General features: G+C 62.9%; 14 protein-coding genes. 6 read left to right on the plus strand and 8 right to left on the minus strand.

Annotated elements, in window-relative coordinates; all coding sequences use genetic code 11:
- Positions 1-51 precede the first annotated feature (51 nt).
- From IB266_RS26830 to IB266_RS26850, 5 genes are all read right to left on the minus strand, one after another.
- Positions 52-513 (minus strand): GNAT family N-acetyltransferase, encoded by a 462-nt coding sequence (locus tag IB266_RS26830; protein ID WP_053125701.1) that lies wholly within the window; start codon positions 511-513, stop codon positions 52-54.
- Between the two features lie 107 nt (positions 514-620).
- Positions 621-1,445: an ethanolamine ammonia-lyase subunit EutC gene (eutC, locus tag IB266_RS26835; protein WP_060740461.1), complete on the minus strand. Its 825-nt coding sequence runs from the start codon at positions 1,443-1,445 to the stop codon at positions 621-623.
- Positions 1,446-1,456: 11 nt separating this feature from the next.
- Positions 1,457-2,851 carry an ethanolamine ammonia-lyase subunit EutB gene (locus IB266_RS26840; protein WP_103309209.1) on the minus strand — a complete coding sequence of 465 codons (1,395 nt, stop codon included), beginning with the start codon at positions 2,849-2,851 and terminating at the stop codon, positions 1,457-1,459.
- Positions 2,852-3,134: 283 nt separating this feature from the next.
- The gene (gene eat / locus IB266_RS26845) at positions 3,135-4,505 is read right to left on the minus strand and encodes an ethanolamine permease (protein ID WP_192263501.1); all 1,371 of its coding nucleotides are present in this window, start codon (positions 4,503-4,505) and stop codon (positions 3,135-3,137) included.
- A 260-nt stretch (positions 4,506-4,765) separates the two neighbouring features.
- Positions 4,766-6,286 (minus strand): aldehyde dehydrogenase family protein, encoded by a 1,521-nt coding sequence (locus IB266_RS26850; RefSeq protein WP_192263503.1) that lies wholly within the window; start codon positions 6,284-6,286, stop codon positions 4,766-4,768.
- A 490-nt stretch (positions 6,287-6,776) separates the two neighbouring features.
- On the opposite strand from IB266_RS26850, the gene IB266_RS26855 reads away from it, so the two are divergent.
- The 4 genes from IB266_RS26855 (at position 6,777) to IB266_RS26870 (ending at position 11,301) form a co-directional block, all read left to right on the plus strand.
- Complete coding sequence (locus IB266_RS26855; RefSeq protein ID WP_192263505.1) at positions 6,777-8,684, plus strand: sigma-54-dependent Fis family transcriptional regulator; 1,908 nt, start codon at positions 6,777-6,779, stop codon at positions 8,682-8,684.
- 346 nt (positions 8,685-9,030) lie between these two features.
- Positions 9,031-10,380, plus strand: coding sequence for a UDP-N-acetylmuramate:L-alanyl-gamma-D-glutamyl-meso-diaminopimelate ligase (gene mpl / locus IB266_RS26860; protein WP_192263507.1), 1,350 nt, complete (start codon positions 9,031-9,033; stop codon positions 10,378-10,380).
- Positions 10,377-11,024 carry a flavin prenyltransferase UbiX gene (gene ubiX, locus IB266_RS26865; RefSeq protein WP_060740467.1) on the plus strand — a complete coding sequence of 216 codons (648 nt, stop codon included), beginning with the start codon at positions 10,377-10,379 and terminating at the stop codon, positions 11,022-11,024. Before mpl ends, ubiX begins: the two co-directional genes overlap by 4 nt.
- Positions 11,017-11,301 carry a YceK/YidQ family lipoprotein gene (locus tag IB266_RS26870; RefSeq protein ID WP_072411944.1) on the plus strand — a complete coding sequence of 95 codons (285 nt, stop codon included), beginning with the start codon at positions 11,017-11,019 and terminating at the stop codon, positions 11,299-11,301. The genes ubiX and IB266_RS26870 overlap by 8 nt, the downstream gene beginning before the upstream one ends.
- 167 nt (positions 11,302-11,468) lie before the next feature.
- Here the strand turns inward: IB266_RS26870 and IB266_RS26875 are convergent, their stop codons facing one another.
- From IB266_RS26875 to IB266_RS26885, 3 genes are all read right to left on the minus strand, one after another.
- On the minus strand, positions 11,469-12,110 hold the full coding sequence (locus IB266_RS26875; RefSeq protein ID WP_192263509.1) for an oxidoreductase: 642 nt from the start codon (positions 12,108-12,110) through the stop codon (positions 11,469-11,471).
- A 27-nt stretch (positions 12,111-12,137) separates the two neighbouring features.
- Positions 12,138-13,856, minus strand: a complete 1,719-nt coding sequence (locus IB266_RS26880) for a C13 family peptidase (protein WP_192263511.1) — start codon at positions 13,854-13,856, stop codon at positions 12,138-12,140.
- 102 nt (positions 13,857-13,958) lie between these two features.
- Positions 13,959-14,414 carry a MaoC family dehydratase gene (locus tag IB266_RS26885; RefSeq protein WP_060740471.1) on the minus strand — a complete coding sequence of 152 codons (456 nt, stop codon included), beginning with the start codon at positions 14,412-14,414 and terminating at the stop codon, positions 13,959-13,961.
- Between the two features lie 360 nt (positions 14,415-14,774).
- Here IB266_RS26885 and IB266_RS26890 point away from each other — a divergent pair, with 360 nt between their 5' ends.
- Together IB266_RS26890 and IB266_RS26895 are read left to right on the plus strand one after the other, a co-directional pair.
- Positions 14,775-15,140 (plus strand): CidA/LrgA family protein, encoded by a 366-nt coding sequence (locus tag IB266_RS26890; RefSeq protein ID WP_192263513.1) that lies wholly within the window; start codon positions 14,775-14,777, stop codon positions 15,138-15,140.
- Complete coding sequence (locus IB266_RS26895) at positions 15,137-15,853, plus strand: LrgB family protein (protein ID WP_192263515.1); 717 nt, start codon at positions 15,137-15,139, stop codon at positions 15,851-15,853. Before IB266_RS26890 ends, IB266_RS26895 begins: the two co-directional genes overlap by 4 nt.
- The last annotated feature ends 6 nt before the right edge of the window (positions 15,854-15,859 follow it).

The raw sequence follows: 15,859 nt of genomic DNA on the forward strand, positions 1-15,859 counted from the left end.
TATCGCGAGCAAGCTTTGCTCCCACAGAACGATCAGTCCGCGGTAATCGGGTCAGAGCCCTTCGCTGATCGGCAGCACGTAGTTCTTGAACTCGGTGTCTTCCTTGAAGCCGATCGATTCGTAGGTTTTCTGCGCCACTTCGTTGTTGCTGCTGGTGGAGACGCGCATGCGCACGGCGTTGGTTTCCTTGGCCATTTTTTTCGCGGTGCGGATCAGGTTGTCGGCCACCAGTTGGCGGCGGGCGTCTTCGGCGACGTAGATGTCGTTGAGGATCCATACGCGCTTGAGGGACAGGGATGAGTAGCTCGGGTAGAGCTGGCAGAAGCCCAGTAACCGGTTGTCGTCGTCATCGGGCAGGGCCAGGTAGATCACCGATTCCTTGCGGCGCAGGCGCTTTTCGAGGAAGGCTCGGGACGAGTCCGGGTAAGGCAGTGAGCCGTAGAATTCCCGGTACTTGACGAACAATGGGGTTAGCAGGTCCAGGTGTTCCAGCGTCGCTTGGATAATCCGCATGGTAGGTCTCGTCTGCAAAGGTCGACAGATATTCTGACAACAACGTCGCGCTGCCGTGCTTTTGATGCTGCCTGAAAGCGGATCAAAAACGCAATCGGATAAGCGGATCAGTTTCGGGGCGGCGCCAGTAGGAAATTACCTTTCATATCGGCTCCGTTTTCCGCCTCTAGAGTGTTCACCTGGGCTTCGTCCTTCAGATTGACGCCCGAAAGCTGACGGCGGCAGGCCTCGCGCATCAGGTAGATCAAGCGATGGGCCGCCATGCCGTAGCTCAGGCCTTCGAGGCGGACATTGGAGATGCAGTTGCGATAGGCATCGGTCAGGCCGACCTTGGGGGCGTAGGTGAAATACAGCCCCAGGCTGTCGGGGGAGCTGAGGCCGGGGCGTTCGCCGATCAGGATCACCGACATTTTTGCGCCGAGCCGCTGCGCCACTTCATCGGCCACGGCGACGCGGCCCTGTTCCACCAGGATCACGGGCGACGTCGACCAGCCTTCAGCGGCGATCTGTTCTTCCAGCCGTGCCAGGAACGGCAAGGTATGGCGATGCACCGCCAGGGCCGACAGACCGTCAGCCACGACGATGGCCAGGTCCACACCGCCGGGATGGGCCGCTGCGTAGTCTTGCAGGATTTGCGCGGAGGCCTCATCGAGCCGGCGGCCCAGGTCCGGGCGCTGTAGATAGCTGTGTCGGTCGGCCGCGGCGCTGTGGAGCAGCAGGCTTTCACGGCCGCGCTCGGTCAACTGTGCGCGAATGCCCTGGTGATCGAACGCGAGGTGCACGGCATCGCGGGCCTGGGCGTGGGCGTACTGGAAATCCAGTTGCGCCTGGGTCGGCAGGCTGGTGCCGGTACGGCCCAGGGCGATGCGTGCTGGGGTGAGGTTGCGCAGGTTCAGCCAAGGGTTTTGCGGGTCGACAGGTTTTTTATCCATGGGCAGTTCACTCATCCCAGATGTGCGAGGGCGTGACGGAACGCCGGTGGCAGGTTGTCGCCAAACCGCACCCGGCCATCGGCCTGGGTGAAGATGCCCATGTTCGCCAGCCAGGTTTCGAATTCCGGCGCCGGCTTCAGGCCCAGGGTCTGGCGGGCGTAGAGGGCGTCGTGGAACGAGGTGGTCTGGTAGTTGAGCATGATGTCGTCGGAGCCGGGGATGCCCATGATGAAGTTGATCCCGGCCACGCCCAGCAGCGTCAGCAGGGTGTCCATGTCGTCCTGGTCGGCTTCGGCGTGGTTGGTGTAGCAGATGTCGCAGCCCATCGGCACGCCCAGCAGCTTGCCGCAGAAGTGGTCTTCGAGGCCGGCGCGGATGATCTGTTTGCCGTTGTACAGGTATTCCGGGCCGATAAATCCTACAACCGTGTTTACCAGGAACGGGTTGAAATGCCGTGCCACGGCGTAGGCCCGGGTCTCGCAGGTCTGTTGATCGACGCCGTGGTGGGCGTTGGCCGACAGTGCGCTGCCCTGGCCGGTTTCGAAATACATCAGGTTGTTGCCCAAGGTGCCGCGATTCAGGCTGAGCCCGGCGTCGTAGCCTTCCTGCAAGATGTTCAGGCTGATGCCGAAACTGGCGTTGGCCGCTTCGGTGCCGGCGATGGACTGGAACACCAGGTCCAGGGGCACGCCACGGTTCGCCGCTTCGATGGAGGTGGTGACGTGGGTCAGCACGCAGCCTTGGGTGGGGATGTCGTAGCGCTGGATGATGGCGTCGAGCATTTCCAGCATGGCGCAGATCGAGGCGGTGCTGTCGGTGGCCGGGTTGATGCCGATCATGGCGTCGCCGTTGCCGAAGAGCAGGCCGTCGAGGATGCTCGCGGCGATCCCGGCGGGTTCGTCGGTGGGGTGGTTGGGTTGCAGGCGGGTGGACAAGCGCCCGCGCAGGCCGAGGGTGCCGCGGAACTTGGTGACCACGCGGATTTTCTGCGCCACCAGTACCAAATCCTGCACGCGCATGATTTTCGACACGGCCGCGACCATTTCCGGGGTCAGGCCGGGGGCCAGCGCCCGCAGGCTCTGTTCATCGGCGGCGTCGCTGAGCAGCCAGTCGCGAAAACCGCCGACGGTGAGGTGGCTGACGGTGGCGAAGGCTTGTTTGTCGTGGGTGTCGACGATCAACCGGGTGACTTCGTCGACCTCGTAAGGAATCAGCATTTCCTGCAGGAAATGGCTGAGGGGCAGATCGGCCAAGGCCATTTGCGCGGCCACCCGCTCGCCATCGTTGAGCGCGGCGATCTCGGCCAGGAAATCCCCCGAGCGCGCCGGGCTGGCCTTGGCCATCAGGTCTTTGAGGCTGTCGAAGCGATAGGTCTGGGCGCCGACGGAATGGGCGAATGCGGCCATGGGCGGTGTCCTCCTGTTCTCTAAATAATTCAAATACGCGCAGATCTGAAGCCTGTGGGGGAGCCCTGTGGGAGCAAAGCTTGCTCGCGATAGCGGAGTGTCAGAAAAGTATTCTCCACTGATACATCGCTATCGCGAGCAAGCTTTGCTCCCACGGGCTTTCCCACACAGGGCTATCTCCTTAGGGCCATCCCTAAAGCAGGGTTCTCCCACAAAAAGGGAGGGGACGGCGTGCACTTTTAAATGGCAGGCGCCAGGCCCTCAGCCCGGCGCCGGTGCAACTTCAGATACCTGTGAGCATAGCGTCCGCCGGCGCATCGGAGCGTTGCTTGGCGGTCAGTTGGAAATACAGGTAGCCGACAACCATGAACGCCAGGAACACCAAGCCAATCACCATGTTGAACCACGCCATCGCCACCAGGCACACCACCGCCAGGAACAGCGCAATGCCCGGTACGATCGGGTAGCCCGGCGCGCGGAAGGTGCGTTCCAGGTTCGGTTCGGTCTTACGCAGCCTGAACAGGCTGAGCATGCTGATGATGTACATCACGATGGCGCCGAACACCGACATGGTGATCATCGCCGCCGTCAGGCTCATGCCTTGCAGGTTGACCAGGCCATCGCTGTAGATCGCCGCGATGCCGATGACGCCGCCGGCCAGGATCGCCCGGTGCGGGGTCTGGAAGCGCGACAGTTTCGCCAGGCCACGGGGCAGGTAGCCGGCCCGGGCCAGGGCGAAGAACTGCCGCGAGTAGCCGAGGATGATCCCGTGGAAGCTTGCCACCAGGCCGAACAGGCCGATCCACACCAGCATGTGCATCCAGGTTGAATTGTTGCCGACCACCGCCTTCATGGCCTGGGGCAGCGGGTCGTTGATGTTCGACAGGGTGCGCCAGTCGCCCACGCCGCCGGCCATGATCATCACGCCGATGGCGAGGAACACCAGGGTCAGGATGCCGCTGACATAGGCGCGGGGAATGGTGCGTTTCGGGTCCTTGGCTTCTTCGGCGGCCATGGCCGCGCCTTCGATGGCGAGGAAGAACCAGATGGCGAAGGGGATCGCCGCGAAAATGCCGGGGATCGAGGCGAGGCTGAATTCATTGGAGCCGGCCCAGCCGTTGAGCACGAAGTTACTGAAGCTGAAGCCCGGCGCGACCACGCCCATGAACACCAGCAACTCGGCGACCGCCAGCACGGTGACCACCAGCTCGAACGCGGCGGCGATACTGACGCCGAGGATGTTCAGGGTCATGAACACGATGTACGCGCCAACCGCCGCGAGCTTGGGGTCCAGTTCGGGAAATTGCACGTTGAGGTAGGCGCCAATCGCCATGGCGATGGCGGGGGGCGCGAAGACGAATTCGATCAGGGTGGCGATCCCGGCGATCAACCCGCCTTTCTCGCCAAAGGCCCGTCGGCTGTAGGCAAAAGGCCCGCCGGCGTGAGGAATCGCGGTGGTCAGTTCGGTGAAACTGAAGATGAAGCAGGTGTACATCAGCGCCACCATGAGGGCGGTGACGAGAAAGCCCAGGGTCCCGGCGGTGCCCCAGCCGTAGCTCCAGCCGAAGTACTCGCCGGAAATCACCAGGCCGACGGCGATGCCCCATAAATGCAGGGTGCCGAGTGTGGGTTTGAGTTGGGTGGTAGAAGTCATAAGTCCTCTCTGTCTTTTTTATTGTTTGATCTGTTGGACTTTCGGGATTGCTGTGGAGCGGGCACGCAAGGCTCATGCCAGAGCGGTGGGGCGGTAAATTGATGTTGTCAGTGAGGGCGCCATCGCGAGCAAGCTCGCTCCCACAGTGGGTCTGTTGCCAACCCTGGAAAAAGAGTTATCCACAGATCCCTGTGGGAGCGAGCTTGCTCGCGATAGCTATCTAAGGGGCAAAGCAGGAGAACCTGCCTCGCCCCAAGGGCTTAGAAGAACCCCAACGGATTGATGTCGTAGCTCACCAGCAGGTTCTTGGTCTGCTGGTAGTGGTCGAGCATCATCTTGTGGGTTTCACGCCCTACGCCGGACTTCTTGTAGCCACCGAACGCGGCGTGCGCCGGGTACAGGTGGTAGCAGTTGGTCCACACGCGACCGGCCTTGATCGCCCGGCCCATGCGGTAGGCGCGGTTGATGTCGCGGGTCCACAGGCCGGCGCCGAGGCCGAACTCGGTGTCGTTGGCGATCGCCAGGGCTTCGGCTTCGTCCTTGAAGGTGGTGATGCTCACCACTGGGCCGAAGATTTCTTCCTGGAACACACGCATTTTGTTGGTGCCCTTGAGCAGGGTCGGCTGGATGTAATACCCGGTCGCCAGGTTGCCCTCGAGTTTTTCCACTTTGCCGCCGGTCAGCAGCTCGGCGCCTTCGCCCTTGGCGATTTCCAGGTACGAAAGAATCTTGTCGAATTGCTGCTCGGACGCTTGGGCGCCGACCATGGTGTCGGTGTCCAGCGGGTCGCCGCGTTTGATCTGCAGGACTTTTTTCATCACCACTTGCATGAATTCGTCGTAGATCGATTCCTGGACCAGGGCGCGGGATGGGCAGGTGCAGACTTCGCCCTGGTTGAAGAACGCCAGCACCAGACCTTCAGCGGCTTTCTCGATGAAGCTCGGTTCAGCCTGCATGATGTCTTCGAAGAAGATGTTCGGCGACTTGCCGCCCAGTTCCACGGTGGACGGGATGATGTTCTCGGCGGCGCATTTCATGATGTGCGAGCCCACCGGGGTGGAGCCGGTGAAGGCGATCTTGGCGATGCGCTTGCTGGTGGCGAGGGCTTCACCGGCTTCTTTGCCGAAGCCTTGCACCACGTTCAGTACGCCGGGCGGCAGCAGGTCGCCGATCAACTCCATGAGCACGCAGATGCCCAGCGGGGTTTGCTCGGCCGGCTTGAGCACCACGCAGTTACCGGCGGCCAGGGCCGGGGCGAGTTTCCAGGCGGCCATCAGCAGCGGGAAGTTCCACGGGATGATCTGCCCGACCACGCCCAGGGGTTCATGGATGTGGTAGGCCACGGTGTTGCCGTCGATCTCGGCAGCGCTGCCTTCCTGGGCCCGCAGGCAACCGGCGAAGTAGCGGAAGTGGTCGGCGGCCAGGGGGATGTCGGCGTTGAGGGTTTCGCGCACGGCCTTGCCGTTGTCCCAGGATTCGGTGATCGCCAGCACTTCAAGGTTGGCTTCGATGCGGTCGGCGATTTTCAGCAGGATCAGCGAACGGGCCTGGGCCGAGGTGGCACCCCAGGCATCAGCGGCGGCGTGGGCGGCGTCCAGGGCTTTTTCGATGTCTTCGGCCGTGGAGCGCGGGAATTCGGCAATGGGCTGGCCATTGACCGGGGAAGTATTGGTGAAGTACTGACCTTTGACCGGCGCGACGAACTCGCCGCCGATGTAGTTACCGTATTTGCTCTTGAACGAAACGATAGCGCCTTCAGTACCGGGGTGAGCGTAACGCATGATGAGTTCTCCTTGGCTTTTGTGCTTATACGGGAGGCCGCGCAAAATTGAGCGCTGGTAATAAAGCCTAGAGCAAAGGTTGGGCCATTGCCTTGCAGGGCCCGTAAATCAAGACTTTAGGAGGAGTTGCTCGGACAAACGGAGGGGGTGTGTGACGCTTGCGATACAGCGGGTGTGACAGTTTGTGCCAGATGCGAGACAGTCTGTGACTGACAGGTCGCGCCAGCATTGCAAAGGCGGTTGGGCTGGAGGATGCTGGGCTTCGATCCTGGAATCTCTGGCAAATGTATTTTTGTGGCAGGACAGCTTTTGTGGCGAGGGAGCTTGCTCCCGCTGGAGCGCGAAGCGGTCCCAAGGCAGCCAACTCGATCAGCCTGATACACCGCAAACTCAGGTTTTGGGGCTGCTGCGCAGCCCAGCGGGAGCAAGCTCCCTCGCCACGGGGTATGTGTTGGCAGGTCCAAAGGTCCTTCGGGGAGAATAATAAGAAATGCACAGCAACCATTTGAGTCGCCATGCCCAGCAAGTCCTGACGGTCACCCAGGGCAAGGCCCATCTGCAGGGCCCTGGCAGCGATCCGTCGATTGCCCGTTCCTGGCTGCGCTGTCTCGAGGACTATCACCTCGACCCGGCCCAGAACCTGGCGCCGACGGTGCTCGAGCATGGCCGGGTGCTGGAGAGCCGCGAGCGCTTGCAACAGGTGCTGCACATCGCCGGCAATGAAATGACCAGCCTGCACCAACAACTCTCCGGCGCCGGCCACGCGGTGTTGCTGACCGACGCCCGGGGCGTGATCCTCAACTGCGTCACCGCCCCCAGCGAACGGAAGATTTTCGAACGGGCCGGCCTCTGGCTCGGCGCCGACTGGAGCGAAGCCTGCGAAGGCACCAACGGCATCGGCACCTGCCTGGTGGAACGCCAGGCCCTGACCATCCACCAGGAAGAACACTTTCGTGGCCGCCACACCGGCCTGACCTGTTCGGCCAGCCCGGTGTTCGATCCCCAGGGCGAATTGCTGGCGGTGCTCGACGTCTCCTCGGCCCGGCCGGACGTGTCGCGCCAGAGCCAGTTCCACACCATGGCCCTGGTCAATCTCTCGGCGAAGATGATCGAGAGCTGCTATTTCCTCCGTTGCTTCGACAATCAATGGCTGTTGCGCTTTCATTTGCAGGCCGAATCCGTGGGGCTGTTCAGCGAGGGCTTGCTGGCGTTCGATGGCGAAGGGCGGATCTGCGCGGTCAACCAGAGCGCGCTCAATCTGTTGGGGCATATTCGCGGCAGCTTGCTGGGCCAGCGGGTGGAAGACTTTTTCGATTGTTCACTGGACGAGTTGCTGGGGCGGGCCAGTGCCCAGGCCAGCGCCAGTTGGCCGCTGCGCACCCGTGATGGCCGGCATTTGTTCGCCGTGTTGCGTGGGCAGCCGCGCAGTGTGCCGGTGCCGGTCGCGCCGGCGCTGCTCAAGGCCATCGAACCCGCGCGGCTGCCGGGCATCTGCCTGGGGGACACGGTGTTGCAGGAGCATTTTCGCAAGGCGCTGCGGGTGTTCGAGCGCGATGTGCCGTTGCTGATCCATGGCGAAACCGGCTCCGGCAAGGAGGCGTTCGCCAAGGCCGTGCACCACGCCAGCCAGCGCGCCGGCAAGCACTTCGTCGCCCTCAACTGCGCGGCCATCCCCGAAAGCCTGATCGAGAGCGAACTGTTCGGTTATCGCGGCGGCAGCTTCACCGGCGCGCGCAAGGAAGGCATGCGCGGCAAGCTGCAACAGGCCGACGGCGGCACGCTGTTCCTCGATGAAATCGGCGACATGCCCCTGGCCTTGCAGACTCGTTTGCTGCGAGTGCTGGAAGATCGCCAGGTGGTGCCTATCGGCGGCGAGCCCGAGACGGTGAACGTGCGCATCATCAGCGCTACTCACCGGCAGTTGCTCGACCGGGTGCGGGACGGCAGTTTCCGCGAGGATTTGTATTACCGCCTCAATGGCCTGGAAATCCCCCTCCCGCCTTTGCGTGAACGCAGTGACAAGTCGCAGTTGCTGGATTTTCTGTTGGCTGAAGAGAGCGGGACCGAGACGGTGCTCATCGAAGAGCCGGCGCGCCAGGCGTTGCTGGGGTTCGACTGGCCGGGCAACGTGCGGCAACTGCGCAATGTGCTGCGCACCCTCGCCGCGCTGTGTGATGGCGGGCGGATTGGGTTGGAGGACTTGCCGGCGATGATCCGCCAGCGCCCGGTTGCCCTGGTGGAAACGGTGGTAGAACGGCCACTGGAAGATGCCGAGCGCCTGGCGTTGCTCGATGCACTGGAGCGCCAGCGTTGGCACATGACCCACACGGCGGAACAACTGGGGATCAGCCGCAATACCCTTTACCGGAAGTTGCGTAAACACGCTATCGCCCGCTGAGCCACTGATAATTGATCTGCTGACTGCTGACTGCTGACTGCTGACTGCTGACTGCTGACTGCTGTTGTGGCGAGGGAGCTTGCTCCCGCTGGGCTGCGCAGCAGCCCCAAGCTTTCTTTCCCACCCTGAAACCGAAAGCGACTGCTGCGCAGTCGAGCGGGAGCAAGCTCCCTCGCCACAAAAGCTGGGTTGTACATTCCACATCGCCGCAAACTGACCCACCGCTATCGCGAGCAAGCTCGCTCCCACAGGGGATTTGCAGTGTCCTGATGGCTGCCGTTCGAAACACAAGGTGCGATTTCCCCCTCCCTACGCTAACCTGCGGCCATGTTTTACGAGGTCGACTATGCACATCCATATTCTCGGTATTTGCGGCACTTTCATGGGTTCGATGGCTGTCCTGGCCAAGGAGCTGGGCCATCACGTGACCGGTTCCGACGCCAACGTCTATCCGCCGATGAGCACCCAGCTGGAAGCCCAGGGCATCGAACTGACCCAAGGCTACGACCCGGCGCAACTGGACCCGGCGCCAGATCTGGTGGTCATTGGCAACGCCATGTCCCGGGGCAACCCGGCGGTGGAGTACGTGCTCAACAAAGGCTTGCCGTACGTGTCCGGGCCGCAGTGGCTGGCCGATCACGTGTTGCAGGGCCGTTGGGTCCTGGCCGTGGCCGGCACCCACGGCAAGACCACCACCAGCAGCATGCTCGCCTGGGTCCTGGAACACGCGGGCATGAGCCCGGGTTTCCTGATCGGTGGTGTGCCGCAGAATTTCTCGGTGTCGGCGCGCCTGGGTGGCACGCCGTTCTTCGTGATCGAGGCGGACGAATACGACAGCGCGTTTTTCGATAAACGCTCGAAATTCGTCCACTACCGTCCACGTACGGCGATCCTCAACAACCTTGAGTTCGATCACGCCGACATCTTCCCCGACCTGGCGGCCATCGAGCGGCAGTTCCACCATTTGGTGCGCATCATCCCGAGCGAAGGCCTGGTCATCCATCCGACCACCGAACCGGCCTTGCAGCGCGTCATTGAAATGGGCTGCTGGACCCCGGTACAAACCACCGGTGCGGGCGGTCAATGGCAGGTGAAGCTGCTCAAGGATGACGGTTCGCAATTTGAAGTCATGTTCGAAGGCCAGTCCCAAGGCGTGGTCGAGTGGGACATGACCGGCCAGCACAACGTCGCCAACGCCCTGGCGACGTTGGCGGCGGCCCGGCATGTCGGCGTGGTGCCGTCCATGGGCATCGCCGCGTTGAGCGCGTTCAAGAGCGTGAAGCGGCGGATGGAGAAAGTCGCCGAGGTCAACGGCATCACCATTTATGACGACTTCGCTCACCACCCAACGGCCATCGCCACCACCCTCGACGGTTTGCGCAAGCGCATCGGCGAGGCGCCGTTGATCGCGATCATCGAGCCGCGCTCCAACTCCATGAAGCTCGGTGCTCACCGCGATGGCCTGCCGGAAAGCGTGGTCGATGCCGACCAGGTGATCTGGTACGCGCCGGCCAACCTGGGCTGGGACCTCGGCGCCACCGCCGCGCTGTGCACGGTGCCGTCGATTGTCAGCGATTCCCTGGAAGGCATCATCGAGCGCGTGAAGAGCCAGGCCCAGCCAGGTACCCACGTGGTGATCATGAGCAATGGCGGCTTCGGCGGCCTGCATGGCAAGCTGGCCGAGGCACTGAAATGAACACGCGCTTGGAGAGTAATGGTCCCGAACGCATCACGTTGGCGATGACCGGCGCTTCCGGCGCCCAGTACGGCTTGCGCCTGCTCGATTGCCTGGTGCGCGAAGACCGCGAGGTGCACTTCCTGATCTCCAAGGCCGCGCAGTTGGTGATGGCCACCGAGACCGACGTGACCCTGCCGGCCAAGACCCAGATGATGCAGGCCTTCCTCACCGAATACACCGGTGCGGCGGCGGGGCAGATTCGCGTGTATGGCAAGGAAGACTGGATGTCACCGGTAGCGTCGGGCTCCGGCGCGCCGGCGGCCATGGTGGTGGTGCCGTGCTCCACCGGGACGCTGTCGGCGATTGCCACCGGGGCCTGCAACAACCTGATCGAACGGGCGGCGGACGTCACGCTCAAGGAGCGCCGCCCGTTGATCCTGGTGCCGCGGGAAGCGCCGTATTCGAGCATTCACTTGGAGAACATGCTCAAGCTGTCGAACATGGGCGTGACCATCCTGCCGGCCTCGCCGGGTTTCTATCACCAGCCGCAGACCATCGACGACCTGATCGATTTCGTCGTCGCGCGGATTCTCAATCTGCTGAACATCCCCCAGGACATGCTGCCGCGCTGGGGCGAGCATCATTTGAGCAGCGATGAATAAGCTGCTGATCGTGCTGCTGGCGCTGCAACTGACCGGCTGCGCCACCGCCCGCACCCTCGACGCGGCCAAGCCCGGTGCGCCGGTGGTGTACGCGGGCACGCGCCTGGATCTATACGCCCTCAACGGCGGCTGCTGCGCCAAGGACCGCTTTGGGGCCGAGGCACCGAGCTACCCTGGCGTCGATCTGCCGGGCAGTGCGCTGCTGGATACCTTGTTGTTGCCATTGTCGTTGTTTACAGCAATAGGCGTGGGGTTCCGGGCGACTGGCGGTATGTGACGCCGCTGAACTCGGTGGCGATGGGGTTTTCCTTGTGGGAGCAAAGCTTGCTCGCGATACAGGCGCCTCGATTCCAAGGTAGAACCGCGTAGATTTCATCGCGGGCAAGCCTTGCTCCCACAGCTTGCCCCAACGGATAAATCCAAAACTGTTCCGTCAGTGACAGATCATTTCCCCAGCTTACGCAACTCATCCGACTCCACCACCCGCACCCCATTCTGCTCTTCCAGCGCCAGGCGCCACATGGCCCGGGCCAGTTGGCAGGCTTCGATGCCGTGGTACTTGCCTGGGATCAGCTTCGACAACGGCCCGGCCAGTTGCTCGGCCAGGCGCGGTTCGACGCGGTCGCCCAGCAGCAGGGAAGGGCGGCAGATGGTCAATTGCGGCCAGTCCTGGGCCTTGAGGGCCGCCTCCATCTCACCCTTGACCCGGTTGTAGAAGATCGATGACTTGGCGTCGGCTCCCAGGGCACTGATCACCACCAGGTGCCGCGCGCCCAGTTCCCGGGCGCGCTTGGCAAATGCCACCACCAGGTCCAGGTCCACCGCGCGAAAGGCTGCTTCAGAGCCGGCTTTCTTGAGGGTGGTGCCGAGGCAGCAAAAGGCGATGTCGACCTGGCCGCTGAGTTGAGGGAACACCTGGGCCGGTTCCCCCACCGGGTTTTTCAGGCGCGTGTGTTCGGCCAGCGGCCGGCGGGTGGGGGCCAGGACCCGGGTGATGGTCGGCTCGTTGAGCAGCCGGTCCAGTAGATGTTCCCCGGTCAGCCCGGTGGCTCCGGCGAGCAAAACATGCTGAGGCGTCAAGTACATAGTGTTTCCCCCTTGATACGGTTCAGCTTAGTTGCTCTTTGTGGCCTCGTCGTTCAATGCAGTACTTTGCAATGCTTTCCGGGCCTGCTGTTTGCGCAGCAGTTGCCAGTGGGAAAGGACCGTCCTCGGCGCCCACATCTGCGGTTCGGAGGCTTCGAAATTGTCTGCCTGTTCCCGTTCGGCCACGGTGGCCTTGGCCCGCTTGAAAGCCTGCTCCAGGTCGTCGGTCTGGTTCAATGCCTGGGCGAACAGCGCATCGCCGAAGTAGGTGAAGTTGGCTTCCTCGGAGCAGCCGAAGGACACCCGGTCGGCCCGGGAAGCGGTCATGATCAAGGTGCGTTCATCCTTGAGCGCCGGGATGAAGCCGCCGGAGTAGCAGGCCGAGATCACCACGATCTTGTCGCGGTTCTTCAGCGGCGCCAGGACCACGGCCAGTTCATCGGCGGGCAGGTCGGCCAGTTCCATGCGCGGCTGGTCGAGCACCAGTTCATGCTCGCTGGTGCCGTGGCTGGTCAGGTAGATGAAAATCAGGTCTTCCGGACCACTGCGCTCGGCCAGGGTGGCGGCTGCGCGGCGCAGGCTTTCGCGGCTGGCCATGGGCCGGTCGCCGAGGTGATCGCGGTGGTTCACCAGGCGGATCTGCCCGAACGCGCCGAAACGGCTGGTGAGCATGTTGGCGACATAGTCGGATTCGCGCAGGAACACGCTTTGCTTGCCGTCGCCGCCCAGGGTCAGGCTGTACAGCTCCACCGCCGGGGTCGAGGCCGGGATGTTGGCCAGGGCCTCCTCCAGCAGGCGGCCCTGGGCCAGCAGGCCAAGTTCGAGCACATCCGGCAACAGCCTGCCGTCCGCGTCGCGCACCCGTTGGCCGTTGGCCCAGGTGCCGCTTTGCACGGTGCCATCGGTGAGCACCAGGGTGCCGTGTCCGTGGTAGCTGTCGCTTTCGAACTGGCCGATGTAGAAACTGCCGTCGGGCAGGTTCAGGCGGCCCTGGCCGGTAAAGCGCCAATCGTTGAATTGACCGAGGTAGTGGCTGCCGTCGGCACCGATCAGTTCGCCCTTGCCGGTCAGCGCGCCGTCCTTGAACCGGCCGATCCAGACATCGCCGTCGGCATTTTCGTAGCGACCGCGACCGTTGAGCTGGTTGTTTCTGAAACCGCCGATGTAGACATCGCCATCGGCGCTGTTGAAGGTGCCCTTGCCCTGCAGTTGCCCGTCGACAAAATGGCCGGTGAACTGGTTGCCGCTGGCATCGAAGCGCTGGCCTTCACCGTTGGGCTTGCCGTTGACGAAGGGGCCCTGGTACTGGCTGCCGTCGTCGAGTTCCAGGCGCCCGAGACCGGAATAGCGGTCGGCCTTGAACTCGCCCCGGTAGGTCATGCCGTTTTCCTTGAGCGTCCCTTCACCGTCCCGTCGCCCCAGCTTGAAGCCGCCGGTGTAGCTGCTGGAGGGTGTGGTCAGGCTGCCCTGGCCGTGGAACAGGCCCTGGTGGAACTGGCCGCGATAGACCTCGCCATTGCTGCCGTGCCATTCCCCGGTGCCGTGCCACTGGCCCTTGTCGAACTGCCCGGCATACCAACTGCCGTTGGGGTAGTCGATGCGCCCCTGGCCTTGCAGCAGCCCGTTCACCAGGTCGCCGCGATAGCGGCCGCCGTCGGGCAGGCGCGCGTCGGGTGGCAGCGGCGATTCGCCGCCGCCACAGGCGGTGAGCAACAGGGTCAGGGTCAGTGGGACGAATAAGCGCATAACCGGATCCAGATCATCAAGCCACGAGTATGCCGCAGCTAGCCCCCCTGGACATAGGGAAGCGATGCGAAACTGCACGAGCGGTTTCGCGACCGCGCAGGTTTACACGAAGCAGAGCGACAGCGGCTCGGCGATGTAGGCCGGTTTTTCCGAACCTTCGATTTCCAGCGTGGCGGTGGCCTTGAGCAGCCATTGGCCAGGTTTTTTCTCGGTGGCGTCCACCAGGTCGACCTTGAGCCGGACCTTGGAATCGACCTTCACCGGTTGGATGAAACGCACGCTGTCCAGGCCGTAGTTGACGACCATCTTCACGCCTTCGGGCAGGATCAGGATGTCCTCCATCAGCTTGGGCATCAGCGACAGCGACAGGAAACCGTGGGCGATGGTGCTGCCAAACGGGGTCTGCGCGGCCTTGACCGGGTCGACGTGGATGAACTGAAAGTCGCCAGTGGCTTCGGCGAACAGGTTGATGCGCGCCTGATCGATCGTGAGCCATTCGGAACGTCCAAGTTCCTTGCCGACATAATCTTTGAGCGCTGCAACGGGGACGTAGGGCATTGAGACTCTCCTTGGGTTCATCGGTTTTACTTTTTCTGGAGCGGGGATTGGCGTCCCCGAAAAACCACTGTAGATCAACATGGCGTGCAAGTAAGGTCACTGAACATGCTTTTTACGAATGCCGACCCATAGCGCGGGCATGCTTATAATGCCGGCGCATTCTTTGCAATTCCGTTCATTTAACGTGTGCGTTTGATTCCGTGGCGAGGGAGCTTGCTCCCGCTTGAGTGCGAAGCGCTCATGAAATGGGGCCGCTGCGCAGCCCAGCGGGAGCAAGCTCCCTCGCCACACAATCACGCCGCTCGCTTGAGTGAACCGAATTGGCGCGTTCATTGGGGCTGTTGCAGGGGGAGAGAGCGGATGTTGCTACGGGGCCTGACCTGGCTGGTGTTTTTTCAATTGCTGGGCACTGCGATCAATCATGTGTTCTTGCCGGTGCTGCCTGGGCCGATCATTGGCCTGCTGTTGCTGCTGGGCTATCTGGTGATGCGCGGTGAAGTCAGCGAACCGTTGAACCTGGCCGCCAGTAGCCTGCTGCGTTACCTGCCCTTGCTGCTGGTGCCGCCGGCGGTGGGGGTGATGGTCTATGCCGGGGCGATTGCCGCCGATTTCTGGGCCATCGTTGGCGCGTTGACCTTGTCCCTGGTGCTGTCCGTGGCGCTGACGGGCGTGCTGATGCAGCGCCTGGCCCGCCGTCACGTCGCCGCCCCGGAGGACAGCCAATGATGCTCGACTGGCAGGGCGCCTGGACCTCGGTGATCCACCATCCGCTGTTCGGCATCGGCATTACCCTGGGTGCCTATCAGTTGGTGTTGGCGGCGTTCGAAAAGACCCGCTGGGTGTTCCTGCAACCGGTGTTGATGTCGATGGTGCTGTTGATCGGCGTGTTGGTCGGCTGCGGCATCGGCTATGCCGAGTACCGCAAGAGCACCGAGATCCTCAGCATTCTGCTGGGCCCGGCCACGGTCGCCCTGGCGGTGCCGCTGTATTTGAACCTGCGACGGATCCGGCAGTTGTTCTGGCCGATTTTTACTACGCTGGTGATAGCCGGGGTGTTTGCCACTGGCTCCGCGGTGGTGTTGGGCTGGGCTTTTGGCGCCGAGCACATGATCCTGATGACCATGGCGCCCAAGTCCGTGACTTCGCCGATCGCCATGCTGGTGGCCGAGCAGATCGGCGGCGTGGCGGCCATGGCGGCGGTGTTCGTGTTGATCACCGGTGTACTCGGGGCGATCCTCGGTCCGAGTATTCTGACCTGGTTGGGGGTCCATAGCCCCGAGGCCCGGGGCATGGCCCTGGGGCTGGCGGCCCATGCGGTGGGCACGTCGGTGGCGTTGCAGGAAAGCGAGGAGTCGGGTGCCTTTGCGGCGCTGGCGATGAGTCTGATGGGCGTGGCCACGGCGGTGCTATTGCCGTTGGTGGTGTCGATGACCGTTTAAGGATCT

Source organism: Pseudomonas sp. Pdm06 (assembly GCF_014851795.1).
In the GTDB taxonomy this organism is placed as follows: Bacteria; Pseudomonadota; Gammaproteobacteria; order Pseudomonadales; family Pseudomonadaceae; genus Aquipseudomonas; species Aquipseudomonas fluorescens_AA.

Coding starts and splice junctions, on each gene's coding strand:
- IB266_RS26830 (WP_053125701.1), bottom strand. CDS start 513: ATGCGGATTATCCAAGCGACGCTGGAACACCTGGACCTGCTAACCCCA.
- eutC (WP_060740461.1), bottom strand. CDS start 1,445: ATGGATAAAAAACCTGTCGACCCGCAAAACCCTTGGCTGAACCTGCGC.
- IB266_RS26840 (WP_103309209.1), bottom strand. CDS start 2,851: ATGGCCGCATTCGCCCATTCCGTCGGCGCCCAGACCTATCGCTTCGAC.
- eat (WP_192263501.1), bottom strand. CDS start 4,505: ATGACTTCTACCACCCAACTCAAACCCACACTCGGCACCCTGCATTTA.
- IB266_RS26850 (WP_192263503.1), bottom strand. CDS start 6,286: ATGCGTTACGCTCACCCCGGTACTGAAGGCGCTATCGTTTCGTTCAAG.
- IB266_RS26855 (WP_192263505.1), top strand. CDS start 6,777: ATGCACAGCAACCATTTGAGTCGCCATGCCCAGCAAGTCCTGACGGTC.
- mpl (WP_192263507.1), top strand. CDS start 9,031: ATGCACATCCATATTCTCGGTATTTGCGGCACTTTCATGGGTTCGATG.
- ubiX (WP_060740467.1), top strand. CDS start 10,377: ATGAACACGCGCTTGGAGAGTAATGGTCCCGAACGCATCACGTTGGCG.
- IB266_RS26870 (WP_072411944.1), top strand. CDS start 11,017: ATGAATAAGCTGCTGATCGTGCTGCTGGCGCTGCAACTGACCGGCTGC.
- IB266_RS26875 (WP_192263509.1), bottom strand. CDS start 12,110: ATGTACTTGACGCCTCAGCATGTTTTGCTCGCCGGAGCCACCGGGCTG.
- IB266_RS26880 (WP_192263511.1), bottom strand. CDS start 13,856: ATGCGCTTATTCGTCCCACTGACCCTGACCCTGTTGCTCACCGCCTGT.
- IB266_RS26885 (WP_060740471.1), bottom strand. CDS start 14,414: ATGCCCTACGTCCCCGTTGCAGCGCTCAAAGATTATGTCGGCAAGGAA.
- IB266_RS26890 (WP_192263513.1), top strand. CDS start 14,775: ATGTTGCTACGGGGCCTGACCTGGCTGGTGTTTTTTCAATTGCTGGGC.
- IB266_RS26895 (WP_192263515.1), top strand. CDS start 15,137: ATGATGCTCGACTGGCAGGGCGCCTGGACCTCGGTGATCCACCATCCG.